20 protein-coding genes are annotated in these 24,848 nt (G+C 66.0%); 5 read left to right on the plus strand and 15 right to left on the minus strand.

All coding sequences use genetic code 11. The annotated features are described in order from the left end of the window. Nucleotides 1–44: 44 nt before the first annotated feature. Nucleotides 45–1,022: a GlxA family transcriptional regulator gene (locus tag ABMY26_RS34395; protein ID WP_372399934.1), complete on the minus strand. Its 978-nt coding sequence runs from the start codon at nucleotides 1,020–1,022 to the stop codon at nucleotides 45–47. Nucleotides 1,023–1,135: 113 nt separating this feature from the next. Between ABMY26_RS34395 and ABMY26_RS34400 the strand changes: the two genes are divergently transcribed. From ABMY26_RS34400 to ABMY26_RS34410, 3 genes are all read left to right on the plus strand, one after another. Next, nucleotides 1,136–1,933: an SDR family NAD(P)-dependent oxidoreductase gene (locus ABMY26_RS34400; protein WP_372399935.1), complete on the plus strand. Its 798-nt coding sequence runs from the start codon at nucleotides 1,136–1,138 to the stop codon at nucleotides 1,931–1,933. 71 nt (nucleotides 1,934–2,004) lie between these two features. Next, nucleotides 2,005–2,874, plus strand: coding sequence for a type 1 glutamine amidotransferase domain-containing protein (locus ABMY26_RS34405; protein ID WP_372399936.1), 870 nt, complete (start codon nucleotides 2,005–2,007; stop codon nucleotides 2,872–2,874). Nucleotides 2,875–3,041: 167 nt separating this feature from the next. After that, nucleotides 3,042–3,536 (plus strand): transposase, encoded by a 495-nt coding sequence (locus tag ABMY26_RS34410; protein ID WP_372399937.1) that lies wholly within the window; start codon nucleotides 3,042–3,044, stop codon nucleotides 3,534–3,536. A gap of 193 nt (nucleotides 3,537–3,729) precedes the next feature. On the opposite strand, the gene ABMY26_RS34415 is transcribed toward ABMY26_RS34410, so the two are convergent. Next, on the minus strand, nucleotides 3,730–3,981 hold the full coding sequence (locus ABMY26_RS34415) for a hypothetical protein (RefSeq protein WP_372399938.1): 252 nt from the start codon (nucleotides 3,979–3,981) through the stop codon (nucleotides 3,730–3,732). A 52-nt stretch (nucleotides 3,982–4,033) separates the two neighbouring features. Here ABMY26_RS34415 and ABMY26_RS34420 point away from each other — a divergent pair, with 52 nt between their 5' ends. Then, nucleotides 4,034–4,828 carry a DeoR/GlpR family DNA-binding transcription regulator gene (locus tag ABMY26_RS34420; protein ID WP_372399939.1) on the plus strand — a complete coding sequence of 265 codons (795 nt, stop codon included), beginning with the start codon at nucleotides 4,034–4,036 and terminating at the stop codon, nucleotides 4,826–4,828. Nucleotides 4,829–5,055: 227 nt separating this feature from the next. On the opposite strand, the gene ABMY26_RS34425 is transcribed toward ABMY26_RS34420, so the two are convergent. From ABMY26_RS34425 to ald, 10 genes are all read right to left on the minus strand, one after another. Further along, on the minus strand, nucleotides 5,056–7,503 hold the full coding sequence (locus tag ABMY26_RS34425) for a hypothetical protein (protein WP_372399940.1): 2,448 nt from the start codon (nucleotides 7,501–7,503) through the stop codon (nucleotides 5,056–5,058). Further along, a complete protein-coding gene (locus tag ABMY26_RS34430) occupies nucleotides 7,500–8,606 on the minus strand; it encodes a hypothetical protein (RefSeq protein WP_372399941.1) in 1,107 nt (368 codons plus the stop codon). Before ABMY26_RS34430 ends, ABMY26_RS34425 begins: the two co-directional genes overlap by 4 nt. Nucleotides 8,607–8,623: 17 nt before the next feature. Beyond that, on the minus strand, nucleotides 8,624–9,622 hold the full coding sequence (locus ABMY26_RS34435) for a hypothetical protein (RefSeq protein WP_372399942.1): 999 nt from the start codon (nucleotides 9,620–9,622) through the stop codon (nucleotides 8,624–8,626). 535 nt (nucleotides 9,623–10,157) lie between these two features. Beyond that, entirely contained in the window at nucleotides 10,158–11,831 is a 1,674-nt protein-coding gene (locus ABMY26_RS34440; protein ID WP_372399943.1) for a methyl-accepting chemotaxis protein, read from the minus strand. A 361-nt stretch (nucleotides 11,832–12,192) separates the two neighbouring features. Beyond that, nucleotides 12,193–12,546 (minus strand): DUF6867 family protein, encoded by a 354-nt coding sequence (locus ABMY26_RS34445; protein WP_372399944.1) that lies wholly within the window; start codon nucleotides 12,544–12,546, stop codon nucleotides 12,193–12,195. Between the two features lies 1 nt (nucleotide 12,547). Then, nucleotides 12,548–13,258 carry an ABC transporter ATP-binding protein gene (locus ABMY26_RS34450; RefSeq protein WP_372399945.1) on the minus strand — a complete coding sequence of 237 codons (711 nt, stop codon included), beginning with the start codon at nucleotides 13,256–13,258 and terminating at the stop codon, nucleotides 12,548–12,550. A 3-nt stretch (nucleotides 13,259–13,261) separates the two neighbouring features. After that, nucleotides 13,262–14,173 (minus strand): ABC transporter ATP-binding protein, encoded by a 912-nt coding sequence (locus ABMY26_RS34455; RefSeq protein WP_372399946.1) that lies wholly within the window; start codon nucleotides 14,171–14,173, stop codon nucleotides 13,262–13,264. Nucleotides 14,174–14,181: 8 nt separating this feature from the next. Beyond that, nucleotides 14,182–15,675, minus strand: a complete 1,494-nt coding sequence (gene livM, locus ABMY26_RS34460) for a high-affinity branched-chain amino acid ABC transporter permease LivM (RefSeq protein ID WP_372399947.1) — start codon at nucleotides 15,673–15,675, stop codon at nucleotides 14,182–14,184. Between the two features lie 4 nt (nucleotides 15,676–15,679). Further along, nucleotides 15,680–16,585, minus strand: coding sequence for a branched-chain amino acid ABC transporter permease LivH (locus ABMY26_RS34465; protein WP_372399948.1), 906 nt, complete (start codon nucleotides 16,583–16,585; stop codon nucleotides 15,680–15,682). 735 nt (nucleotides 16,586–17,320) lie between these two features. Further along, nucleotides 17,321–18,445 (minus strand): alanine dehydrogenase, encoded by a 1,125-nt coding sequence (gene ald, locus ABMY26_RS34470; RefSeq protein ID WP_372399949.1) that lies wholly within the window; start codon nucleotides 18,443–18,445, stop codon nucleotides 17,321–17,323. A gap of 204 nt (nucleotides 18,446–18,649) precedes the next feature. Here ald and ABMY26_RS34475 point away from each other — a divergent pair, with 204 nt between their 5' ends. Beyond that, nucleotides 18,650–19,129 carry an Lrp/AsnC family transcriptional regulator gene (locus ABMY26_RS34475; protein WP_372399950.1) on the plus strand — a complete coding sequence of 160 codons (480 nt, stop codon included), beginning with the start codon at nucleotides 18,650–18,652 and terminating at the stop codon, nucleotides 19,127–19,129. A gap of 7 nt (nucleotides 19,130–19,136) precedes the next feature. Here the strand turns inward: ABMY26_RS34475 and ABMY26_RS34480 are convergent, their stop codons facing one another. The 3 genes from ABMY26_RS34480 to ABMY26_RS34490 form a co-directional block, all read right to left on the minus strand. Further along, complete coding sequence (locus tag ABMY26_RS34480) at nucleotides 19,137–20,351, minus strand: DNA polymerase IV (protein WP_372399951.1); 1,215 nt, start codon at nucleotides 20,349–20,351, stop codon at nucleotides 19,137–19,139. A gap of 64 nt (nucleotides 20,352–20,415) precedes the next feature. Further along, complete coding sequence (locus ABMY26_RS34485; protein WP_372399952.1) at nucleotides 20,416–21,096, minus strand: LuxR C-terminal-related transcriptional regulator; 681 nt, start codon at nucleotides 21,094–21,096, stop codon at nucleotides 20,416–20,418. Between the two features lie 52 nt (nucleotides 21,097–21,148). Continuing rightward, the gene (locus ABMY26_RS34490) at nucleotides 21,149–24,799 is read right to left on the minus strand and encodes a PAS-domain containing protein (protein ID WP_372399953.1); all 3,651 of its coding nucleotides are present in this window, start codon (nucleotides 24,797–24,799) and stop codon (nucleotides 21,149–21,151) included. Nucleotides 24,800–24,848 lie beyond the last annotated feature (49 nt).

The raw sequence follows: 24,848 nt of genomic DNA on the forward strand, positions 1-24,848 counted from the left end.
TTTGGTTGATAATGGCGGCGTATATTCCTGCCCGTTCTATGGCGTCACCCCTCATCGTGAGTTTCCGGGGAGTCCTGATAGTCGACGGACTCCAGGCGGGCGTTGCGGCGGAGCACCTGTGGCGGCTGGCCGAAGGCCCGCAAGAAGGCACGGCGCATGTGGTCCCGATCGCTGAAACCGGTTTGCCGCGCGACGACATCGATGGGATGCCGGCTTTGCTCCATGAGGTTGCGCGCGGCCTCCACGCGCAAGTTCTCGATGGCCTTCGCCGGTGATTGACCTGTCTCTTGGTGGAATGCCCTGCTGAACTGCCGGGGGCTTAGGTGCGCGGCCTCGGCGAGGTCCGGTACGCTAAGCGGCTTGTGAAGATTGTCGCGTGCATAGGTGAGGGCCGCTTGGATTCGATCGGATTTCGGCGACAGCTCGAGAAGCGTCGAGAACTGGGTCTGGCCCCCGCCGCGGCGGTGATAGATGACGAGCTTGCGGGCGACAGCTTTTGCCAGTTCAGGTCCGAGGTCGTTTTCGATTAGCGCCAGGCAGAGGTCGAGGCCGGCGGTCATACCGGCTGAGGTCCAGATCGGCCCGTCATTCACGAAGATCCGGTCTTCCTCCATTTTTACCTTCGGAAACTGTCGCTGCAGGTCGCGCGCATGCATCCAATGGGTCGAGGCACGGCGACCGTCGAGCAATCCCGCTTCCGCCAACACGAAAGCGCCGGTGCAGACCGCAGCAATGCGGCGATGCCGATTCGGCGCGTCCTTCATAAAGGCGATCATCCCTGGAGTTGACGGCTCGGGAACGGTTGCGCCACCGATCACAAGCGTGTCGAAAGGCATGTTCGTGAACACCTCGGTGTCGAGCATCATGCCGGCCGATGTCCTAATCGGGCCGCCCTTTTCAGAAACGAAGTGCAACTCGTAGGGCGGGTCGCCGAACATGCTGTTGGCGACCTCGAACGCCGTGACGACGGCCAATGCCATCACGGAATAACCGGGGTAAACGATGAAGGCGACGTCACGCATGGCCAGTCTCTCCATGTCCTAAATCTATGCGTATATGACATTTGAGACTTCGTATTGCAACGGTATCTCTATCGACACCGCTCAATTCCGAGCGGCAACCGATGGAGAACATCATGAGCAATACTTCTGAGAAGGGCGTGGCCCTGATCACCGGTGCTTCGTCCGGCATCGGCGCGGTCTATGCCGACCGCCTCGCCAAGCGCGGCTACGATCTCATTCTCGTGGCCCGCAATGCCGAGCGGCTCGCGACCGTCGCCGACCGCGTGCGCGGCGAGATCGGCCGCCAGGTGACCCTGCTTCCGGCCGACCTGAACGACAAGGGCGATCTGGCGAAGGTCGAAGCGGTCCTGCGTGACGGTCCGAACATCACCATGCTGGTCAACAACGCCGGCGTCGGCTCGGTCGCGTCCATTCTGCAGGCGGACGTCGACGCCATGGAGGCGATGATCGACCTGAACATCACCGCTCTCACCCGTCTGACCTACGCGGCCGCTCCGGCCTTCGTGGCGCGCGCCAACGGCACCATCATCAACATCAGCTCTGCCGTCGGCATCGCCGTCGAAGCCCTGAACGGCGTCTACAGCGCGTCCAAGTCCTACGTTCTGAGCTTCGGCCATGTGCTGCAGCGCGATCTGGCCGACAAGGGCGTCCGGGTGCAGACGGTCCTTCCGGCCGCGACCGCCACCGATTTCTGGGACGTCGCCGGCTACGCGCCCCAGAAGACCAAGCCCACCACCATGTCGGCCGAAGATCTCGTCGATGCGGCCCTTAGCGGCCTCGACCAGGGCGAGCTGGTGACGATCCCGCCGCTGCACGACGGCGATCAGTGGCTGCGCTGGGAAGCCGACCGCCGCGCGTTCGGAGCCAACTTCGGCAACGCAAAGCCGGCGCCGCGTTACGCCGTCTCCTGAAGACGGAAAGTTCTCATAATCAAATCCTCCGATATAAACGGGTTGTTCCCGTCATAACCAAAGGAAAAATCATGTCCATTCGTAACATCGGCGGCGCAATTCTGGCAGTCGTCATCGCAATTGCCGCCCCGATGTCCGACGCGTTCGCGCAATCCAAGGGAAAAGTCCTGGTCGTTATGTCGAGCGCTCATGAACTCGACCTGAAGGGTGGCAAGACCTACTCAACCGGTTATTACCTGAACGAGTTCGTCGTGCCCTACCGCAAGCTCATCGCCGCCGGCTATGAGCCGGTGATCGCCAGTCCGAAGGGCGACCTGCCGGTAATGGACGCCAACTCGAACAACGCCATGTTCTTCGGCGGCGACGATGCGGCCCGGGTCGATGCGCTGGCCTACGCTCAGGGCCTCGAGCAGCTCAAGCATCCGAAGACCCTGGCGTCCGTGATCGCCGAAGGCACGCAGGGATATGTCGGCCTGTTCATCCCGGGCGGCCACGCGCCGATGGCGGATCTCATTACCGACAAGAACCTCGGGAAGATCCTGACGAGCTTCCACGGCACCGGCCGCACGACCGGCATTATCTGCCACGGCCCGGTCGTGTTGCTCTCCGCGCTGCCTAACGCCGATGCCTTCAAGGCCTCGATGATCGCGAACGATGGCAAGGCGAGCTCGCTGGCCGCCGGCTGGCCCTATGCCGGCTATCGCGTGACGGTGTTCTCGACGGGCGAGGAGCAGGTCCTTGAAGGCCCGAACGGGCTCGGCGGCAACGTCCAGTTCTATCCGGTCAACGCCCTGGCCGAAGCCGGTGCACGGGTTGAGAGCATCGCCAACTGGCATCCCAACGTGGTCGTCGATCGCGAGCTCATTACCGGCCAGCAGCCGATGTCGGCTCCAGCCTTCGGCGACGCCCTTGTGGCCGCGCTCAACGCTCAGAAGAAGTGAATGCCAGGTGTGATTGGCGCGCGCAGGTCGAAAGGTTCTGCGCGCGCCAAACCTCCGCGTCACCGTGATGCGGGCTGGACCCGACTGGGACTGTGGCGCCGTTTGCTCGACCGCCTACGCCGCACGGGGCGGCTGGCCTGCGGCGATACGGCCGAGCCGAGCACACGGTGGTGATCGACAGCCGCACCTGCCCTTCGGCCCCGAGCTGTTTCGTGCGTGGCGTGGACGGCGGCAAGAAGATCCGCGGCGTGAAGGTCCATATTGCCGTGGAGAAGTACGGCATTCCGCTGGCGATCGATGCAGCGCCGACCAACGTGCATGACACCAAGGGCATCGTTCCGGTCCTGCGGAAGATCGCCGGCCGCGGTTTCCAGGGCACGGCCATTGGTGACCTCGGCTATCGCGGCCAGCGCCTGGCCAAAGCCGGGGAGGCGCTTGGCATCACCATTCAGCCGATCGCCCGAGGGCACGACTGCGTGTTCATTCCCACCGGAATGGCCTGGGTCGTGGAGCGTTCGTTTGGATGGCTGAGCCGCTACCGGAGATTGAACGCCATTGTCGAGCGGATGAAGGAGCACCTCGTCGCTTTTATCGAGATCGCCTTCATCTCGACCCTCTCACGCCGCCTGAAGCGGCTCGTCACCCAGGCACCCCCCGCATGAAGTCTGCGAACAGCCACTCACACCCCAATCAATCCGTGCAATTTCGTGTAGTGAACCTGGATAGGCGAGCTTTGCAATTTAAAACTCTCCCAGGAGATGATCAGCTGTTTTCATTCACTTTAGCAGAGTGCCTGGCCCCTCTTACGCTATGTGATCTGGGTTATTTGACGCTCAAATTTGTCAATGAAAAATCTCAGGAGAAAGCGACATCGTCGTGGCCGTTGACGAAGGCCGGATACCGGAACTGTCTCGTCAGCAGCACCGTGCGCCGGGCCGGGTCGTACAGAAGAATGGTGGCGCCGTTGCCGCGGTCGTAGGTTTCCCGGCTTTGCCGCTGCCAGGCGCCGTCCCCTCGCAGAAAGCTGAAGGTCGTCTTTTTCAGGACGTACCAGTCGTCGGACAGCGTGGTCACTTCCTCGACCCGAACGCGGTGGGATACCGTCATGCCCGCCTCCCGATGCACAGTATTACACGATATTGCACGATATGGATAAATCATGCAATATGACGCAGAGATCGGAACGGGGATCCCCATGCTGACGACGGAACGGAAAGCCCTCATCCTGGACACCCTCGCCCGCGAAGGCCGCGTGGTGGCGAAGGACTTCAGTCGGAAGCTCGGGTTGTCGGAGGACACGATCCGGCGCGATCTGCGCGAACTGGCGGCGGAGGGGCTGCTCCAGCGCGTCCACGGCGGGGCGCTGCCTGCGTCGAAGGCGCTGGCGGACCTGCCGACCCGCCGGAAGATCTCCGTCGACGACAAGGCGGCGATCGCCAGGGCCGCGGCCGGCATGGTCAGGAACGGCCAGATCCTCTTTCTCGATGGCGGCACCAGCGCCGTGGCGCTGGCCCGCGCCCTGCCTCTGGACCTGCGGGCGACGGTCGCCACCCACAGCCCGGACGTCGCGGTCGCGCTCCTCGACCATCCCGGCGTCGAGCTGGAACTCATCGGCGGCCGTATCTACAAGCACTCGAACGTCGCGGTGGGGGCGGTGGCGATCGAAGGGATCTCCCACATCCGCGCCGACGTCTATTTCATGGGCGTCGCCGGCATCCATCCGGAACATGGACTGACGACCGGGGACCGGGAAGAGGCGGCGATCAAGCGGGCGATCAGCCGCCGGTCCGCCGAGACCATCATCCTCGCCTCGCGGGAGAAGCTCGGCGCCGTCTCCGCCTGCGACGTCATCGGCCTGGGCGAGGTCGATGGGCTCGTCGTGGAGAAAAGCTGCCCGGCGGATGTCCTGGAACCTTATGAACGGCGTGGAGTTCCGATCGTCCGTGCCGACTGAGGCGCCGGTCACCGCATCACCTCGGTCTTCGGGATGCCAGACATCTCCATCGCCTGAACCGGACCGGCCTTTTCATGAAGGGCAACGGCCCTGGTCGTCATGCCGGACGATCATCGCCAGATGCCTGCGATGCCCGCGGAAGATGAGGAGACCGCCGGCGGATCGGCCTGCCTCGCAGGCATTCAGCACATACCTTCTATAAACAAGCCTCATTCAAGGAATGGCGATCACTGGCCTGTCCGGCAGTCGGCGACCGTGAGGGTTCCGCCGCCTTCAGCGAACTGCTGCACCAGTTCAAGACAAACCCGATCACTGTCGATGAGAGGCGGGTCGATGTTGCCATTGAGCACTTTCTCGCAATGCGTGAAAACCCGTCGGCATTTGTCATCGCCACCTTGAAGCAGCCAATCTGCCGCCAGCTTCCACAATTCGGAAATATAATCCAGTTCCCCATGCATCACGCCATGGATCATCCCGAAAGAGTCGCGCGCTCGCGCCAGAGAGATGCTGTCCACCGGTTCACCGCAGATTTTGCCGAGCACCTGCACGCACATGGTGTTCACGACGATCTGTGTCGCAAGCTCGCGCTCTTCCGGCCGGGCATCGGGCCGCATCAGAAACGACAAGTGTTGTTCCGCTTCTTTCAGCCGTTTTCTGGCCTCCGTCAGATATTCGCAGCGGAGGGCGGGCGCGAAGATATACCAATCGATAACCAGGGCGGCTTGTTCCGACAATGCCCGCGCTTGCAGGAATGCCCTTGCGGATATAGGAGCCTGCTTGGCTCGCAGATATAGATCCGCCAGTGATTTTCTTGCACGCCGCATCTGTTCTTCCGCCCCTTTGTCCAAGGTAAAGCGGTCGATCAGCGCGTCGAAATAGGTCAGTTCCATCTCCAGAGCCTTGGATACAGAAGGTGGCTTTTTCGCCCGCCTTTGCGCCATCCGTATGTGATGGCGGGCCAATCCGAAGGCCCCGCCACCGGCGCTGAGAACAGCCATCAGGAAAATTCCCTCAGGAGTCAACTCTTCGCTAACCCGGCGGCCGATCTTCTCGAGAATCTCGCGGCGGTCCGTGTCGATCGCAGCCGAACCGGTCAGAAGCTGGGCAAGGGTATAGTCCTTTCCCAAAAGATTGCTGAAATCACAGCAAATTTGGACCGGCATGCGCTGCGGCCTGTCCAGCTTCTCGATCCGCGAGATCGTTTCCCACAGCGACATGCGCAGATGTTCGCTGTCCAGCGCATCGACGCATCGGGACGTCCATTCCAGAATCGACGTCTTTGCATCTGCCTCATCGAGAATACTATGGAGTTTCTTCAGAATATCGGTGAATTCCTGAGAGAAATAGGCATGATTTCTCGCATTGATCAGATTGATCGCCTCCAGCCAATGGTGGGAACAGCGATCGATCTGCGTTTTCATGGTGGTGTCGTTGGCCGTTTGCTGTCGCCCCGCCTCCTGCTGCGCACGATCCCATTTGTTTTCAAGTCTGAAAATGGCGGTGCCGGACGTTTCACGCCCAAAGATAAGGTCGATGGTCACGTCCAGCGCCTTGACGAGATTGTCGAAGATCCCGCCCGCTTCCGGATCGTCGCTCATGCTGCGCAAATTCAACACCGGTGAGAATTGCAAAGGACGGCGCAACACATAATGGTCGAGATCCTTGTTTGAATTCTCACCGCTCCAAAACCAGCGTGCGTAGACACGATGCAGGTGATCGTCGCCGGTGACCAGAATCACTCTCCACGGCGGGTCGTCCGCGGATGGCGACAGACCCGCTTCGTTCAGCGCCATCACTCCAACCAGGGCCTTGGCGTCGCGGGAGGCGCGTTCCTCCAGCCGTTTTTCTCTTCTGATCTTGCTGCTCGAGTCGAGCCAGGCCGGCAAGGAGGTGTTCAACTCCCTGCGCAACCGCGACCGCCAGGAGCTTACTGAAGTGGAATCGGGTTCAACAACCGTTCGCGTGCCTTCGTTCAGTCCTTCCATGGACAGAAGCTGGTTGTTTTCTACCAGCCGCAGCCAGCGCATGGCTTCGCGCACCGGTCCCAGGAACAGTTTGCGCAAGGCGCCGGGCAGGGCATCCACCACGGAACGGACGGGATCCTCATGCCGCTCGAGTGCCTGGCGATGGGCGTCGTCGATCTTTTCCAGTGCGAAGTCGTCCAACTCCTTCAAGACCAGATCGGGAGTGTTCTGTATCTTCAACTGGACCTGATGCAGCATCGTCTGCACATCCTCCAGATGCGAAGGAGCGATGCGCAGCGGTTCCCTCCAGTTGGAAACGCTTTTGCCGCCGACGATGATTTCGCGATTGAGGAACAGATATTCGGCTGTGATGGTCGCGAACAGGGTGAGCGGACCGTTCCAGGCCTCCTCCGGCCATGCGCCGTGCCGGTTGCGGACGACGCCGTCGCCCTGCGCATCCGACACTTCGACATCCTGCATGTCGGCCTGATTGAAAGGGTCGATGTAACGGAGCTCTGCCCCGGGAGCCATGAAGAGCCGAACCACATCGGCATCCACCATCGGCACGATGCGGATTCCACCGCGGCGACGCTCCTCATCGAAGCTGTTCCAGGCCGCAGCCTGACGCAACTTGACGACCGCCTCGCAATAGCGGCTCAGAAGCGAGTGGGTATTGCTGCGTGAATGGGCGGAGGAATGATCCCGGTTCATTGCAAGTACCCTTTGATTGATGCCGCCCGCCCCGGAACGGGTATGGTGCCGGACGATGCAGGCGCTTCCATTGAGAACTTGCGAGATTGCCAATTCGTTATGGAATCATTGAATTTATCCCGTATATCCTGCCTGCCGCCGTGCGCGGTCTGCCGGCCCTGGCGCGGGTAGGACTCCGATGGGAAGCACTGTATCCATCCACACAGTTGGAAGAGGTGTTCATAGGCTTCCGGCCCCTCGGCACTTTCATCGAACACCAGACGCTCCGCACCGCGGATCAGGGCCAGCACCGTGCCCCGGCCCGTCACAGGATCCGGCAGTTCGATCAGTCTGAAAGGCGCGCCGCTCCTGCCGAAAAGCTGAGCCTTCAGCCACTCGCCGAGATGGCCGGCTCTGGCGAGATCGCTCAGCACGCGATCGAGCGGACCGGCGTTGGCTGCCAACCGGCCGATCAACGGCCTCAGTGCAGTGCCGTCCGGATAGGCGCGCTCCAACTCCTCACCGACAAGGAGCAGCCCCTCCAGCCAAGTCAGGTGATTGGCCCGAACCATCTCCTCCAACCAACGCGGAACATAGTGGACATTCCAGAAATTTGCCTGCATCCGCAGATCGCGAAAAAGCCGTTCGCCGGCCGGAAACTGCAACAGGCCCGCAACCGCATCGAACGCTTCCCTGGGCAGCGACGTCCCCTGACAGCGTGCCATCAATGCAGATGAACACAGCAGGCGGCGCAGGTAGGGAACATGGCTGTGGTGGGGAAGGCGGCGCAGCAGTTTGAGGAGTTCCGCCAGCACAAGCGGGGCATGCTCGGTTTCACCGTTCCAGGCTCCCAGCGCGAAGCCGGCGGCCTCCCGCAAATACTCGCTGCCGGCGGGAAAGCCGCTTGCGTAGCGGATGAGTTGCGGGGCCAGGCCTTCAAAGGAGTTGCTGTTGACGATCAGGGGCGCGAAGGCGACGTCGCGCGTTCCGATCGTGCTGCTGGGGTGGCAATACGCGTCCAGGCCACGGCGCAGCCATGCCTCGTATCCGGCGACGCCGTAAGGCGGAGAGGCATCCAGTTCATCCGGGGCGTTGCCGCTGCCTTTCGCAAGCTCTCTGCTCATGGTTCCCCCAAAGCGGCCTACAATCTCGCGCAGATTTCCTTGATCAGATCATATGGGTCCTGGCGGCCGACCAGATGCGTCGCCACGGTGGAGGGAGGAGGAATTTGGCGTCCGGGAATTCGTCCCAGGATCGAAACTTCGAAACCGCTGGCGAGGACGGAGCCGGGAATATGATCGACGATGATCTCCGGGCGCCCCGCGCCATCGGGCAAACCGCCGCGCAGTGTCTGGAAATGCAGGGTTCGCCCATACCGGTCATCGTCGGTACGATTCGGCCAATGCCGGAAGTAATCGTGCTCGATGGACTCGATTACAGTCGGCGCCGCGCATCGTCCCCGTTTCCCGGAATGGTTTACTATCTCATTCAGTGGCAACGACGTCCGCAATTCTATCAACCAGCCGTTGGTATCCTGATAAGGAAGGCCCAATTCATCCAATATCTTCCCGACATCGCATCCGGCCGGCATCGAATCGAGAGGCGAAAGGGTGGTGATGCGGTGCTTCGTCAACTCTGCCCACGTATCGTCGAGCGGTGTCAGAAACGTGACGATCCCCAATGCAGGATTGCCCAACCCGCCATTCTCGGGCATCCCGTCTTGGAAACCCTGCCTGAGATAACTCAAAAGCATGTCGAGATCGTAGGGGGATTCCAGTGTTCTCGGCAAAAGGCCGAGGTCGCGGGCCCGGTCGAGATAGTCGCGCTTGAAAAGCTGGAAGCGTGCTTCGCCGTTGAAAATGCCGAGTGGCAGGACGATCGCGCAGCCGGATTCGCACACCGGGGGGGTCGGCCGCTGGAAAGACAACTCCTGTTCCAAGCGAACGATGCAGTCGCGCAAACGCCCATAAACCAAGTGACATGACATCCCTCCGGGGCCAGTGCCGGCCTTGGCGGTTTCTGCCAGGAGTTTGCGCAACACCGAGGGAGGAATATGGTCGAGCCTGAGGCCGGAAGCTAAGTTTGAAAGACGCGCCACGCCACCGGGTATCTTCGCGAGACTTTCCAGGATGAATTCCATGGGAACGGGTCTCCATTACCAATAGAATGCACGCTATGGGGAGCTTGTCATGATAACGACATAACCATCAAGGCATAAATCAGGTCGTTCCGCTCTCTGAAAGGGTGTGTCGGGGCCGGCTGCCATATCGCGGTCGGCGTCTCCGACCGAGAGGCATGAGCACCGGAGGTTTCTCGCACGATCCGTTCTTTGACGGCATCGGGCATGAAGCCTGACGTCGGTGCACAATTCTGGAGGCGGGCGGCCCAGGGCCTGCGACCCTGGTCGTCAGACGGGCTTCCGGGAAGCTGGCATGGCGAGGCCGGTCATCCGGTCGATGAGGGTGCAGGCGGTTCGGGCTTCGGGCTTCGGGCTTCCGGGCGGGTGGCGGTCGCGCCGGTGTCGCTCACCGCCGCGGCGGCACGCCTTGGGGATCCTGGGGCGGCGGGGATCGCTGGCCTTCTACGGCATCGGGGGCTCGCCGACAGCGGAGCTGTCTCGACCCGGCCCCCCGATGCCGCCAACTCCCAACCGATTTATGCATCCACGTCGGCTTTCAGCCTCCCGTCGCCTGCTGACGCACCTCGGTCAGGAAGCGGTCGACCTCCGCGGCCAGCGCACGGGTCTGGCCGGACAGGCCGCGGGCGGCCTCCTGGACACCGAGCGCCGTGCCACCGGCGCTCTCCGCCGTGTTGGCCAGCGTCGCGATGGTCGCCGACACGTCCTGGGTTCCGCGCGCCGCCATCTCCACCGCCCGCGCGATCTCCTGCGTGGCGGCGTTCTGCTCCTGGACCGACTGGGTGATGGCGCCGGAAATCCCGTCGATCTCGGTGATGGTCGCACCGATGGCGCCGATGGCGCTTGCCGCCTCGCGGGTGACCGACTGCATGGCGTTGACCTGGGTGGCGATCTCGTCGGTGGCCTTGGCGGTCTGGTCGGCCAGCCCCTTCACCTCGGTCGCCACCACGGCGAAGCCCTTGCCCGCCTCGCCGGCGCGCGCCGCCTCGATGGTGGCGTTCAGCGCCAGCAGGTTGGTCTGCTTGGCGATGGCGTGGATCAGCCCGACCACCTGCCCGATGCGCTCGGCGTTGGCGATCAGCCCCTGGACGGTGGCGTTGGTGCGGTCGGCGTGGGATACCGCCTCTCCGGCGATGCGGGCGGAATGGCCGACCTGATCGGAGATGCCGCCGATGGAGCTGGCCAGTTCGGTGGCCGCCGCCGCGGCGGAGCGGACGTTGGCCTGGATGTCGTCGGATTCGCGGGCGACGTTGCGGGTCTGGCTCGACGCCTCGCCCACCACGGCGGCCATGCGGTCGGAACTGTCGGCCATGCCGGCTGCACTGTCGGCGATGCCCTCCACCAGCCGCTTGACCGTGCCCTGGAAGCGGTCGGCGAGGTCGAGCAGGGCCGCCCGCTTGGCCTGTTCGGCCTTGGCGTCGGCCTCCGCCTGGGCGGCGTGCATGCGCTCGATGGCGCGGGCATTGTCGCGGAAGACGGTGACCGAGCCGGCCATGGCGCCGATCTCGTCGGAACGGCCGGTGCCGGGCACCTCGACCGCGGTGTCGCCGCCGGCCAGCCCGGCCATCGCCACCGACATGGCGCGCAGCGGGCGGATGACGATGCGGCCGAGCAGCAGGTTCAGCAGCGCGATCTGCACCACCAGCGCGATCAGGCAGATGGCGATCTGGTTGCGCATCTGGGTGGCGATGGCCTCGACCTGCTGGTCCAGGCTCCAGGCGATCTGGAGCGCGCCGACCAGGCGGTTGCTCCTGCCGTTGAGCACCGGCACCGTCACCACGATGTGCCCCTTGGCCGAGCGGGTCTGCGCCCCCTTGCCGGCCAGGACCGCCTCGACCAGATCCTGGTCGGCCTTCAGGTCGTACGGGGCGAAGCGCGGGTTCGTGAAGTCGGCGAGCCGGTCCGAGGCGGTGGCGGCGCGCAGCGACACCAGTTGCACCTCGTTGCTGGCGGCCAGCGGCATGAACTCCGTCTCGATGGAGGCGCCGTCGCCGGCGACGAAGCTGGTCTTGGTGGCGTTGGCCAGCATGTCGGTCTTGACACGGGCGTCGTGCGTGGCGAGCCGCACCGCATCGTCATACTGCATCTTGGCCTGAAGCCCCATGATGACGATGAAACCGCCGACGATGGCCGCGACGAAGGCGGCCGTCACCTTGCGTCCGACGCTCCAGAACCGACGCGGCCGGGAGACGGCCGTCTTGTCCGCTGCCATGCTGTTGCCTTTCCCTTGCGGATGCCCCTGCGGATAGCCCGCACCGCCGCTTGGCCGCGATGTCGCGGCATGGCGCTGCGCCGCCGGCAGGACCGGCGTTCATTCGGTTTTTCGTAAAGAATCGATTGTATTTTTCTTATCGTATCAGGGCACGGCTCAGGCCGCCACGCCGCTCGTCTCTGACTTTTGGAATGGGGGCAAGCGATGCGCCTCGGTCCAAAGTCTTGTCCAGCATTTGCCAAGTGTAGGATGGAGAGGTTTTCTTAACCATTAAATGTGCGGACGCTAGAATATCCGCTCTTCGACTTTCCTGGGACATCGGCAGGCTGTGCCTCAACGGCCGCAGCCTGCCGGCAATGCCTCAGCCGCGGGCCGGCTGGCGTTCCCTCCAGGCGAAGGGCCCGGCGGGTTCGTACAACCATGGATACTGGTTGACCATGCGCCGTGCGATGGCGATGCGGTGTGCGGTGAGCGTGATCAGCCCGATCACCACGGTGTGGACGATGAAGCCCCACGGCGCCAGCAGCTGCTCGCCGAACAGGCCCCAGGCCAGGAAGCGGTCGCCCGCCCCCAGCAGCAGCGAATAGGCCAGCACGTTCGACACCGGCTTCCAGCCCTCCGCCAGCGTCTGGCCGGTCAGCACGCCGCAGCCGCCGAACACCAGCACCGTCAGGAACACGAACACCGGAACCGACGAGCCCAGGATCGTCTCCATCTCAATGCCCCCCTTCCAGATAGGCGGCGCGCACCTCCGGATCGGCCAGCAGCTGCGCCCCCGTCCCCGTCATCGTGATCTTCCCCGTCACCATCACATAGGCCCGGTGCGCCAGCTTCAGCGCGTGGAAGGCGTTCTGCTCCACCATGAACACCGTCATCTTCTGCTCCCGGTTGATCTCCTTGATCACCTGGAAGATCTGCTTCACGATCAGCGGCGCCAGCCCCAGGCTCGGCTCGTCCAGCAGCAGCAGCCGCGGCTGGCTCATCAGCGCCCGCCCGATCGCCAGCATCTGCTGCTCGCCGCCCGACATCGTGCCGGCCCGCTGGTTGATCCGCTCCTTCAGCCGCGGGAACAGCGTCAGAACCCGTTCCAGCTCGCGCTCGAAGCTGCCGGGCTGGGCCACGATCGAGCCCATCTGCAGGTTCTCCAGCACCGTCATCCGCGGGAAGATGCGCCGCCCCTCCGGGCTTTGCGCGATGCCGCGCCGCACGATCTCGTGGGTCGGCAGGTCGGTGATGTCCTCGCCCTCGAAGAACACCCGGCCCTGGCGTGCCCGCGGGCTGCCGCAGATCGTCATCAGCAGCGTCGACTTGCCGGCCCCGTTGGCCCCGATCAGCGACACGATCTCGCCGGAGCCGATCTCGATGTCGATCCCCTTCAGCGCCTCGATCGCGCCGTAGAAGGTGTGGACGCCCGATACCTTCAGCATGGCTCAGGCTCCCTTCTGCGCGCTGTGTTGGCCCGCGGTGGGCGGCATGTGCAGGTCGGCCGCCACCTCCGGCGGCAACGCCTCGTCCTCGTCCTCGCCCAGATAGGCGCGGATCACCGCCGGGTCGTTCTTCACATGCTCCGGATCGCCGTCGGAAATCTTCCGGCCGTAATCCAGAACCACAACATGGTCGGAAATCCGCATCACCACGCTCATGTCATGCTCGATCAGCAGAACGCCGGTCCGGTGCCCCTGCGGCGTCCGGACGTCGCGGATGAAGGTCAGGATCTCGGCAAGCTCGCCCGACTCGCGCGGGTTCAGGCCCGCCGCCGGCTCGTCCAGGCACAAGAGCACCGGCTCGGTGCACATGGCGCGCGCGATCTCCAGGCGCCGCTGGGCGCCATAGGGCAGGTTGCCGGCCTCCCAGTCGGCGAACTCGGTCAGCCGAACCCGCTCCAGCCAGTATTTCGCCAGCTCAACCGCCTCATGCTCGGCCCGGCGATAGGACGGCAGCCCGAGCAGCCCGCCGATGGCGAAGCTCGATGCCCGCATCAGCTTGTTGTGCTGGGCGACGATCAGGTTCTCCAGCACGCTCATCCCGCCGAACAGCCGGATGTTCTGGAAGGTGCGCGCCACCCCCGCCAGCTGGGCGATGCGGTAGCCCGGCATCCGCTCCAGCAGGAACTCCCTGCCCTCCGGATGGCGCAGCGTCAGCCGGCCCACGGTGGGGGTGTAGAAGCCGGTGACGCAGTTGAACAGCGTGGTCTTGCCGGCGCCGTTCGGGCCGATCAGCGCGGTGATCTCGCCCGCCCGCGCCTCGAACGACACGTCGTTGTTCGCCACCAGGCCGCCGAAGCGCATGGTCAGGTGCTCGACCGTCAGCAGGGGGGCCGTCAACAGGGGCTTTTCAGTCATCGCGGCGCTCATTTCGCGGCTCCCGTCGCGGCGGGCGTCTTGCCGCCATGCAGGAGGATGGTCGGGTCGCGGTGGGCCAGCAGGCCGCGCGGACGCCACAGCATGATCACCACCATGCCGGCGCCGAACGCCAGCATGCGGTAGTCGGCCAGCTCGCGGAACGCCTCGGGCAGGCCGATCACCAGCAGCGTCGCCACGACGACGCCGATCTGGCTGCCCATGCCGCCCAGCACCACGATGGCCAGGATGATCGCCAACTCGATGAAGGTGAAGCTCTCCGGGCTGATGAAGCCCTGGCGGGTGGCGAAGAAGGAGCCGGCGAAGCCGCCGAACATCGCGGCGATGGCGAAGGCCGCCAGCTTCATGTTGGTGCGGTTGATGCCGAGCGACGCGCAGGCGATGTCGTCCTCGCGCAGCGCCTCCCACGCCCGGCCCAGCGGCAGCTTGCGCACCCGGAGCGTGAAGACGTTGACCACCAGCGCCAGCGCCAGGATCAGGTAATAGAGGAAGACGATGCGGTGCAGCGGCGAGAATTCCAGCCCGAACATCTCGTGGAAGGCGGCCATGCCGTCGGCCGGCGTGCGCGAGAACTCGGCGATGCCGAAGAAGCTCGGGCGCGGGATGCCGGAGATGCCGTTGGGGCCGCCGGTGAACTGGTACCAGTTGACCAGGATGATGCGGATGATCTCGCCGAAGCCCAGCGTGACGATGGCGAAGTAATCGCCGCGCAGCCGCAGGACGGGGAAGCCCAGCAGCACGCCCGAGAATGCGGCCAGCACGCCCGCCAGCGGCAGGCAGAGCCAGAAGCTCAGCCCGAAATAATGGGCCAGCAGGGCGTAGCTGTAGGCGCCGACGGCGTAGAAGGCGACATAGCCGAGGTCGAGCAGCCCGGCCAGGCCCACCACGATGTTCAGGCCCCAGCCCAGCATGATGTAGGTCAGCAGCAGGATGCCGATGTCCAGCAGCATGCGGTCGGCCAGCGGCGTCATCGGCAGGACGACGGCGATGGCGACGGCGACCGGGCCGATGTAGCGGCTGGCATGCTGCACCTTGGCGGCGACGCGGTCCATGCGGCGGTCGCGGTCGGCCTGGGACAGCTTGGAGCGGCCGGTGGCGACCGTCATGGCGGCGCGCAGCGCGATCACGCCGCCGCCCAGCACCAGCACCAGCCGCAGCACCTGGGTCGGCATCGGCAGCACCAGCCCGATGCCGGCGCAAAGGACCGCCAGGAGGAGCACCGGCAGCGCCATGCCCTGGCGGATCAGCCCGAGCCCGAGCCGGCCGAGGAAGACCAGGAGCAGCGAGGCGACGACCTCCTCCGGCCGGGCCTCGATGCCCAGCCCGGTCGGGCGGTCGACGGTGCGCAGCCCCACCAGCGGCACGGTGAGCAGAAGTGCGACGAAGGCGGCGAGCGCGGCGTCCTTGATCGTCGCCGCCCAGTCGACGCCGCGGGCAGATGCCCCGGCCTTGGACGGCGAGAGGGTGTTGGAGGGGGAGGTCATGGGCTTACACCTTCTCGATCTCGGGCCGGCCGAGCAGGCCGGTCGGGCGGAAGATCAGGACGAGGACGAGGATGGAGAAGGTGGCGACGTCCTTCCATTCGGAGCCGACATAGCCGGACCAGAAGGCTTCGATCAGGCCGATGACCACGCCGCCGAGCATGGCGCCGGGCAGCGAGCCGACCCCGCCGAGCACGGCTGCGGTGAAGCTCTTCACCCCGGCGAGGAAGCCGATGTAGAAGTCGATGACGCCGTAGATCAGCAGCACCATCATCCCGGCGACGGCGGCGAGCGCGGCGCCCATGACGAAGGTCAGCGAGATGACGCGGTCGACGTTGACGCCGAGCAGGCCCGCCATCTTCTTGTCCTGTTCGCAGGCCCTCTGGGCGCGGCCCAGCGAGGTGCGGTTGATCAGGATGGTGAAGCCGACCATCAGGACGAGCGTGATGACGATGGTGGCGAGCCGGACGTAGCTGACCGAGACGGCGCCGTCCATCAGGGTGAGGTTGCCGGGCAGGATGGGCTGCAGCGGCTTGGAGCGGGCGCCCTGGAGGATCTGGATGTAGTTCTGCAGGAAGATCGACATGCCGATGGCCGAGATCAGCGGCGCCAGCCGGGGCGAGGAGCGCAGCGGCCGGTAGGCGATGCGCTCCACCGTCCAGCCATAGACGCTGGTGAACAGCATCGAGGCCACAAGCATGACCAGCAGCGCCAGCGGAACCCAGGTGATCCCGAGCGCCCCGATCGCAAGGAAGGTGATCAGCGCCACGAAGGCGCCGATCATGTAGATCTCGCCATGGGCGAAGTTGATCATCCCGATGATGCCGTACACCATCGTGTACCCGATCGCGATCAGGCCGTAGATCGCCCCGAGCGACAGGCCGTTGATCAATTGCTGTATGAAATAATCCATCAGGCAGGCTTCTCCCAGTCTCCCAGTACACCGAATAAGCAGTCGCTCAAGAACTGTCTCGAACTTGGCGGACAGGATTAAAGCCGTGTGCGGCGGCGGAGTTCCGATCCGGATGAACGGGGGAGAACATCCAGGACCGAGGCAGGGGACGCTTGGAATCCCGCCGCCGCACCCGGTTCCATGCCGCAGCTCCACCGGATGCCGGGTCCGGCCCGGATCCGGTGGAGCTGCGGTCAAACGCTATGCAGGGGATGCGGCCGCGTCCGATCCGGCATGGAGCGCATATGCGATGACGTCGCCGGGGCGCGGTCCCGCACCCGAACGGATTTCCGGCGATCGATCATGCAAAACAGTTCCCCCTTGCGCGGCACGGTTTGCGGCCGTGGCGTCCCCACCGGCATCGCTGCCGGGCATGTCGTTGTGAATCGGCCGGGGCGGACGGAAGACCGCCCGGCCCGGCCCAATCGGCGCAACAGTCGGCGCAAGGCGCCGAGCCTTACCCTGTTCAAAACTGTTCTTGATCTTTGGCCCCGGCACTTAAGCACCGGTGGCGGATGCTACCTTTTTTCTTGTGACAGACAGGTAAAGCAACTTGATCCGTGTGCGCAACACTCTCTTTCCGGTGGGCGAAAAAAACAACAAACGTTCCGGTCCGCGATGGGGTTTCCGGTCAAAATTTCCTCGAACCGGCATTCGATGAAATTTCGTTCAGTTCCTTGTCAACAGCTGTTCACATCATCCGGCGACCGCCGTCCGGGGGTCGGTGAAAGGCAGGTCGAGGGCCTCCGCCACCGCACGATATGTCAGCCGGCCGGCCTGGACGTTCAGCCCGGCGAGCAGATGCGGATCCTCGGCCAGCGCCCGCCTCCAGCCCTTGCCGGCCAGTGCCTGGACGAAGGGCAGGGTGGAGTGGTTCAGCGCCTCGGTCGAGCTGCGGGCGACGGCGCCCGGCATGTTGGCGACGCAGTAATGGACGATGCCGTCCACCACATAGGTCGGGTCGGAATGGGTGGTGGCGTGGCTGGTCTCGAAACAGCCGCCCTGGTCGATGGCGACGTCCACCAGCACCGAGCCGCGGCGCATGCCGGACAGCTGGTCGCGGCGCACCAGCTTGGGCGCCGCGGCGCCCGGGACCAGCACGGCGCCGACCACCAGATCGGCATCGGCGACCAGCCGGTCGAGCGCGTCGGCCGACGCGTAGGCGGTCTTCAGCAGCGGCCCGAACAGGTCGTCGAGCTGGGACAGCCGCGGCACCGACCGGTCGGCGATGGTCACGTCGGCCCCCAGCCCCATCGCCATGCGGGCGGCGTTGGCGCCGACCACGCCGCCGCCGATGACCAGCACCTTGCCCGGCAACACCCCGGGCACCCCGCCCAGCAGGATGCCGGAGCCGCCGTTGCTCTTCTGCAATGCCACGGCGCCGACCTGGATCGCCATGCGGCCGGCGATCTCCGACATCGGCGCCAGCAACGGCAGGCGGCCGGCCCGGTCGGTCACCGTCTCGTAGGCGATGGCGGTGCAGCCGCTGTCCATCAGCAGCCGCGTCTGTTCGGGATCGGGGGCGAGATGCAGATAGGTGAACAGAACCTGATCCGGCCGCAGCCTGCGACATTCCGCCGGCTGCGGCTCCTTCACCTTCACGATAAGGTCGGCCTCCGCGAACAGCTCTTCGGCGCTGCCGGCGATCCTGGCCCCCGCCGCGCGGTAGGCCTCGTCGGAAAAGCCGATCTCGGCCCCGGCGCCGCTCTGCACCAGCAGGGCATGGCCGTCAGCGGCCAGTTCGCGGACCGAGGCCGGCGTCAGGCCGACGCGGTACTCGTGGTTCTTGATTTCCTTGGGAACGCCGATGCGCGTGACCATGCCAGATCTCCCCGATCCGAACCGCCAAGTGAAGTTACCGTCCGAACCGGACTGGTATCCTATGAAACCATCGGTTAGACGGATTGTCTCGATAGCCTCACTATACGGCCGACGAACCGGGCGAATCTCTGCAAAGCCTTGCATGAATCCCCCATAATATGGTGCAGCTTCCGCACGATCCTCCACATCTTCGAATAAAGTTGCATGCACGCCCTGGATGCCCTGGACCACAAGATTCTGCGCCTGCTCCGCAAGGACGGCCGGATGAGCAACGCCAAGCTGGCGGCGGAGGTCGGGCTGTCGCCATCGGCCTGCCTGCGCCGCCTGCACATGCTGGAGCATTCCGGCGTGATCCGCGGCTATACCGCGATCATCGAGACCGCGGACGAGGAGCGGACGGTCACCGTCATCGTCCACATCACGCTGGAACGGCAGACCGACGAGTATCTGCGCCGTTTCGACGCCGCCGTCCGCCGCTGCCCGGAGGTGCGGGAATGCTACCTGCTGTCGGGAAGTTCGGATTACCTGCTGCGGGTGGTGGCGCGGGATCCGGCCGACTACGACCGCATCTACAAGGATTCGCTGTCGCGCCTGCCCGGCGTGGTGCGCATCCAGTCGAGCTTCGCCATCCGCAGCGTGGTCAAGCCGGGCGGCCTGCCGGAGATGGAGCAGTCGGCCGGCTGACCTCTTCTCAGCCGAACAGGTCCAGCTCCGGGTCGGGCGCGGTTTCCGGGTGGGTCAGGTCGGTGCAGCCGATGCCGATCAGCCGGAAGGCACGGCCGTCGACCTCGCGCTCCAGCAGGGCGATGCCGGCGGCCAGGATGACGTCGGCGGCACAGGTGGGCTCGACCCGGCGGGAGCGGGTGAGCTGCTGGAAATCCCTGGTCTTCAGCTTCAGCACCACGCTGCGGCCGAGCAGCCCCTCGCGCTGCAGCCGGCGGGCGACCTTCTCGGCCAGCGGGCGCAGCTCCTGCGCCAGGGCGGGCAGGGTGGTGACGTCCCAGTCGAAGGTTTCCTCCGACGAGATGCTCTTGCTGACCGACTCGGGGCTCACCCGGCGGGAGTCTTCGCCGCGCGCGTAGGTGAACAGCACCCGGCCCATGGCGCCGTAGCGCTTGACCAGCCAATGCTCGTCCTTGTCCTGCAGGTCGCCGACCCGGGTGATGCCGTCGGCGAACAGTTTGCGTTCCAGCGCCGGGCCGACGCCCCACAGGATGGTGACCCGCCTGGGCGCCAGGAAGGCCGCCGCCTCCGCCCGGCCCAGCACCGAGAAGCCGCGCGGCTTGTCGAGGTCGGACGCAATCTTCGCCAGCAGCTTGTTGTGGCTGAGGCCGATGGAGGCAGTGATGTGCAACTCGCCCTCGAACCGCCGGACGATCTCCACCAGCGCCTGCGCCGGGCTGATGCTGAGGCGCTCCCCGACCCCGGTCAGGTCGAGATAGGCCTCGTCGATGCTGATCGGCTCGACCAGCGGGGTGAAGGCCTCCATGATCGCGCGGGCCTGGTGGCCGACCGCCCGGTATTTGGCGATGTCCGGCCGGATGACGGTGGCGTCGGGACAGCGGTCCAGCGCCTCGCGGATGGTCATGGCGGAGCGCACCCCCGATATCCGCGCCACGTAGCAGCAGGCCGCCACGACGCCGCGATGGTCGTCGCCGCCGACGATCACCGGCCGGCTCGCCAGCTCCGGCCGGTCGCGCTTCTCCACCGTGGCGTAGAAGCTGTCGCAGTCGATGTGGCCGATGGACAGGCTGTGCAGCTCCGCATGGCGGAACAGCCGCCGGCTGCCGCATTTCGGGCAGCGCGTTACGTCACCCGATATCGGGCCCGATATCGGGCCGGGCAGGGCGGCGGCGCAGTCGCGGCAGACGCTGTCCCGGCAAACGCTGTCCTGGGTGGGGATCATGATGGCGCCAGCCTAGCAAAAGGCCGGGCAAACCGCCAGCTGATGCGTACAAAGGAAGAACGGGTTACCGCAGCACGTCGCCGCCCACCGCCAGCCGGCCGGCGACGACGGCGGCCTGGGTGCGGCTGACCACGTTCAGCTTGCGCAGGATGCTGGAGACATGGACCTTGACCGTCTGTTCCGACACGTTCAGATCGCCAGCGATCTGCTTGTTCAGCTTGCCGTCGACGATCATGGTCAGGATGCGCAGCTGCTGCGGCGAGAGGGAGGCGAAGCGGCGCGCGGCCTCGGCCTCGTCGGCTTCCGATGAGGCGGCCGACAGCGGCGGCGACCAGGTCTCGCCGGACAGGATCGCCCGGATGGCGTCGGCCATCGCCTGCATCGACAGCGATTTCGGGATATAGCCGGAGGCGCCGTAGGCCAGCGCCCGGCGGATGGTGTCGGAATCCTGCAGTGCCGACAGGATGGCGACCGGCACGGTCGGGTGGTGGGCCAGCATCAGGAACAGCCCGGCGAAGCCGTGGGTGCCGGGCATGTTGAGGTCGAGCAGCACGAGGTCGATCTCGTCCGGCCTCTCCCCCACCGCGGTCATCACCGAGTCGAGGTCCGGGCATTCGATCACCCGCACCCCCGGCATCGCCCGGCCCAGCGCATCGCGCAGCGCCGCCTGGACCAGCGGATGATCGTCGCCGATGACAATGGTCGCATCGTCCGATGCGGCTCCTGCGGCGGTTTCCCCAGCCATGGCTTCCGCTTCCCCCTTGTGCGGCCGCCCGGCTTCTTGCCCGGTTCCGGCCTTATCGTTCGGTCACAGCCGACGTTTGAAATGCCGACGTTTGCAATGCCGACGTCTGCAGCGCCGCCCCGTTCAGGAAGCGGCGCAGCGATGCCGGCTTCACCGGCTTGTAGAGCACGCCGCAGCCGCAACGCTCCGCCTCGGCCCGCACCGCTTCGGAACGGTCGGCGGTCAGCAGCAGCCCCTTGACCGGACGGTCCCACAATTCCCGCAACCGTTCCAGAACCGCAAGCCCCGTCTGCTCGCCGCCCCCCCCGACGCCGATGTGATAATCCACGCAGACCACGTCGGGAAGCACGCCGTCGAAGGGGGCGAGCGCCGCCAGCGCCCCGGCGACGTCGGACGCGGTCGCCACCCGGCAGCCCCATTGGCCGAGCAGGGCGCGCAGCCCGAGCAGGATCGGCTCCTCGTTGTCGATGCACAGCACCAGCAGCCCGGCGGACAGGGCGGCGGCCGGGCTGGCGGCGGGCCGGTCGACCGGGGCGGCCCGCGCCCGCTCCATCGGCACCTCGACCGAGAAGCCGGTGCCGCGCCCGACTGTTGAGTTGAGCGTCACCGGATGGCGGAGCAGCCGGGCGATGCGGTCGACGATGGCAAGGCCGAGGCCGAGCCCCTTGTCCTCGAATCGTCCCGGCGGGGTGCCGGCGCCGTTCTCGCCGCCCAGCCGGCGGAACTCCTCGAACACCTCGCGGCGCTTGGCTTCGGGGATGCCGGGGCCGGTGTCCCACACCTCGATGCGCAGCCGGTCCCCCTGCAGGGGATTGCCCTCGACGCCGGTGCGCCGCCGGCAGCCCAGCAGCACCCGGCCGCTCGGCGTGTAGCGGATGGCATTGGACAGGAAGTTCTGCAGCACCCGGCGCAGCAGCTGCGGGTCGGACCGCACCACCGCGCCGCAGCCGACCACCTTCAGCGTCAGCCCGCGTTCCTGCGCCAGGGCGGAGAACTCCACCCCCAGCCCGCCCAGCAGCTCGTCGATGGCGAAGCTGCGCAGCTGCACCCGGACATTGCCGGCGTCGAGCGAGGAGATGTCGAGCAGCCCGCCCAGCAGCATCTCGGTCGAGCGCAGCGAGGCGGCGGCGTTGTCGATCATCCCGCATTCGGCCGTGCGCTGGTCCGCCGTCGGCAACGGTTCCCGCATGCTCTCCTCCAGCGCCGAGACGAACAGGCGGGCGGCGTTCAGCGGCTGCAACAGGTCGTGGCTGGCAGCGGCGAGGAAGCGGGTCTTGCTGGCATTCGCCGCCTCGGCCTCTGCCTTCGCCTGCTGGAGGTCGTCGGTGCGCTCCCGCACCCGGTGCTCCAGGCTTTCGTTCGCCTCGCGCAGCGCCTCGGCGGCGCGGTAGCGCTCGGTCACATCGGTGTAGGTGGAGACGTAGCCGCCCTCCGGCAGCGGGTTGGCGACGATCTCCAGCACCGTGCCGTCGGGCCGGCGGCGTTCGTAGCGGTAGGGCCATTGCATGGTCGCGGTGTCGCGGTTGATCAGCAGCGCCTTCATGTCGTGGGCGCTGTATTCGCCGCGCCCGGTGTTGAAGCGGATCAGCTCGGCGAAGGGCACGCCCACCCGCACCATGTCGGCCGGCAGGTCGAGCAGCTCCAGATAGCGATGGTTCCAGGCGGCGATGCGGTGGTCGGCGTCGATCACGCAGATGCCCTGGCCGATGTTCTCCAGGGTCGCCTGCAACAGCTTTCGGTTGAAGCGCAGCGCCTCCGATGCCTCGTCCAGCATCGCCATGGCGTCGCCGCGCGACAGTGAGCGGCCGTTGGGCGACCGCCCCTGGAGCGAGGCCGCCATCACCACCCGGGCCGACGCCGCCCCGATGGCGCCGGCGATCAGCGTCTCGGTGAAACGCACGGCGTCGAGGTCGGCCGGGCCGGCTTGCCGCTTGCCGCCGGCGGCGGGGTGCAGGCCGCTCCGGGCGGTGTAGGCGTCGAAGGCTGCGTTGCCGCGCTCCGCCCCGACGAAGCGGATGGCCAGCGCCCGCAGATCCGCCAGTCCCGCCGGGGCGTTGGGGGTGTCCTCGTCCTCCTCGTCCGGGGTGGCGGTGGTGTAGGCGACCGCCTGGCTGCGCTCCACCGCGCTCGGGCGGGCGAGGAGGGAGCCGGCGACGAAGGCGATCGCGTTGGCGAGCAGGCTCCACAGGCTGGCATGGGAGATCGGGTCCAGCCCCTCGATCCCGAACAGCGCCTGCGGCCGCAGCCAGCCGATGCCCCAGGGGCCGTGGTCGAGGAAGGCCTCCGGCACCGGCACGATGCGCGCCATCGACGGCACCAGCAGCGTGTAGACCCACAGCAGGAACCCGGCGCCCAGCCCGGCCAGCGCCCCCACCCGGTTGGCCCGCGGCCAGTAGAGCCCGCCGAAGAAGGCCGGCCCGAACTGCGCCACCGCGACGAAGGACAGCAGGCCGATGACGGTCAGCGGATAGTCGCGGTCGACCAGCCGGTGCATGACATAGGCGAGCAGCAGGATGCCCAGCACCGACAGCCGCCGCACCAGCAGCAGCGTGCCCACCATGTCGCGCCGGCCGACACGGGCGGCGAAGCGCGGGCGGCTGAGCAGCAGCGGCATCGCCACGTCGTTGCACAGCATGGTGCTGAGCGACACCGCGGCGACGATGACCATGCCGGTGGCCGCCGACAGGCCGCCGATGAAGGACAGCAGGCTGAAGCCGCCGGCCCCGGCGGCGATCGGCAGGGTGATCATGAAGGTGTCGGGGTTGACCCCGCCTTCCCCGAACGTCACCAGCCCGGCGACGGCGATTGGGATCATCAGCGCGCTGAGCGCCACCAGATATGTGGGATACATCCAGGCGGCGGCGCGCAGGTGGCGGGGGTTGTCGTTCTCCACCGTCATGACGTGGTACATCTGCGGCAGGCAGAGGAAGGCGATGATCGAGATCGCCGTGTTCGACCACCAGGTCGGGTCGGTGAAGTCGGGCGACAGCAGCGGTTCGGCCTGCGGCCTCGCGATCAGGTCGGTGTAGCCGTCGAACATGCCCCAGACGATGAAAGCCGCCACCGCCAGGAAGACGGTCAGCTTCACCAGGCTCTCGAAGGCGATGGCCAGCATCAGGCCGCGGTGATGCTCGCTGGCGTTGATGTGGCGGACGCCGAACAGGATGGTGAAGAGCGCCATCGACAGCGCGACCGCGAAGGCGGTGTCGCCCCAGATCGGCGGCTGTACCCCCGGGCCGGACAGGGCCGGCGCCGTCAGCACGTCGAAGCTGGCCGCCACCGCCTTCAGCTGCAACGCGATGTAGGGCAGCACCCCGACCAGCGCGGTCAGCGTCACCAGCGCCGCCACCGCCTGGCTCTTGCCGTAGCGGGCGCCGATGAAGTCGGCGATCGAGGTGACGTTCTGCGCCTTGGTGATGGCGATGGTCTTGGTCAGCACCGGCCGGGCGACCAGCAGCAGGATCATCGGCGCCAGATAGATCGGCAGGAAGTCGAACCCGCTGGCCGATGCCCGCCCGACCGAGCCGTAGAAGCTCCAGCTGGTGTTGTAGATGCACAGCGTCAGGGCGTAGAGGAGGCCGGCCGAGCGCGAGGACGCCGCGACCAGCGTGCCGCCCGCCGTCCGCCGGTCGCCCCACCAGGCGATGGCGAACAGCACCCCCAGATAGGCCGCCGACACGGCCAGCACCAGCCAACTCTGCACGACGGACGGACCTCTCGCGGAACTGCTCCCCTCGCCCGCCCGGCAAGGG

It is taken from the genome of Azospirillum sp. HJ39 (assembly GCF_041507355.1).
Classification (GTDB): Bacteria; Pseudomonadota; Alphaproteobacteria; order Azospirillales; family Azospirillaceae; genus Azospirillum; species Azospirillum thiophilum.

Excerpts from the sequence above, each read along its gene's own strand:
- ABMY26_RS34435 (WP_372399942.1), bottom strand. The coding sequence starts at position 9,622 with ATGGAATTCATCCTGGAAAGTCTCGCGAAGATACCCGGTGGCGTGGCG.
- ABMY26_RS34395 (WP_372399934.1), bottom strand. The coding sequence starts at position 1,022 with ATGCGTGACGTCGCCTTCATCGTTTACCCCGGTTATTCCGTGATGGCA.
- ABMY26_RS34475 (WP_372399950.1), top strand. The coding sequence starts at position 18,650 with ATGCACGCCCTGGATGCCCTGGACCACAAGATTCTGCGCCTGCTCCGC.
- ABMY26_RS34400 (WP_372399935.1), top strand. The coding sequence starts at position 1,136 with ATGAGCAATACTTCTGAGAAGGGCGTGGCCCTGATCACCGGTGCTTCG.
- ABMY26_RS34405 (WP_372399936.1), top strand. The coding sequence starts at position 2,005 with ATGTCCATTCGTAACATCGGCGGCGCAATTCTGGCAGTCGTCATCGCA.
- livM (WP_372399947.1), bottom strand. The coding sequence starts at position 15,675 with ATGACCTCCCCCTCCAACACCCTCTCGCCGTCCAAGGCCGGGGCATCT.
- ABMY26_RS34425 (WP_372399940.1), bottom strand. The coding sequence starts at position 7,503 with ATGAACCGGGATCATTCCTCCGCCCATTCACGCAGCAATACCCACTCG.
- ABMY26_RS34445 (WP_372399944.1), bottom strand. The coding sequence starts at position 12,546 with ATGGAGACGATCCTGGGCTCGTCGGTTCCGGTGTTCGTGTTCCTGACG.
- ABMY26_RS34420 (WP_372399939.1), top strand. The coding sequence starts at position 4,034 with ATGCAATATGACGCAGAGATCGGAACGGGGATCCCCATGCTGACGACG.
- ABMY26_RS34450 (WP_372399945.1), bottom strand. The coding sequence starts at position 13,258 with ATGCTGAAGGTATCGGGCGTCCACACCTTCTACGGCGCGATCGAGGCG.
- ald (WP_372399949.1), bottom strand. The coding sequence starts at position 18,445 with ATGGTCACGCGCATCGGCGTTCCCAAGGAAATCAAGAACCACGAGTAC.
- ABMY26_RS34455 (WP_372399946.1), bottom strand. The coding sequence starts at position 14,173 with ATGACTGAAAAGCCCCTGTTGACGGCCCCCCTGCTGACGGTCGAGCAC.
- ABMY26_RS34430 (WP_372399941.1), bottom strand. The coding sequence starts at position 8,606 with ATGAGCAGAGAGCTTGCGAAAGGCAGCGGCAACGCCCCGGATGAACTG.
- ABMY26_RS34465 (WP_372399948.1), bottom strand. The coding sequence starts at position 16,585 with ATGGATTATTTCATACAGCAATTGATCAACGGCCTGTCGCTCGGGGCG.
- ABMY26_RS34415 (WP_372399938.1), bottom strand. The coding sequence starts at position 3,981 with ATGACGGTATCCCACCGCGTTCGGGTCGAGGAAGTGACCACGCTGTCC.
- ABMY26_RS34485 (WP_372399952.1), bottom strand. The coding sequence starts at position 21,096 with ATGGCTGGGGAAACCGCCGCAGGAGCCGCATCGGACGATGCGACCATT.
- ABMY26_RS34480 (WP_372399951.1), bottom strand. The coding sequence starts at position 20,351 with ATGATCCCCACCCAGGACAGCGTTTGCCGGGACAGCGTCTGCCGCGAC.
- ABMY26_RS34440 (WP_372399943.1), bottom strand. The coding sequence starts at position 11,831 with ATGGCAGCGGACAAGACGGCCGTCTCCCGGCCGCGTCGGTTCTGGAGC.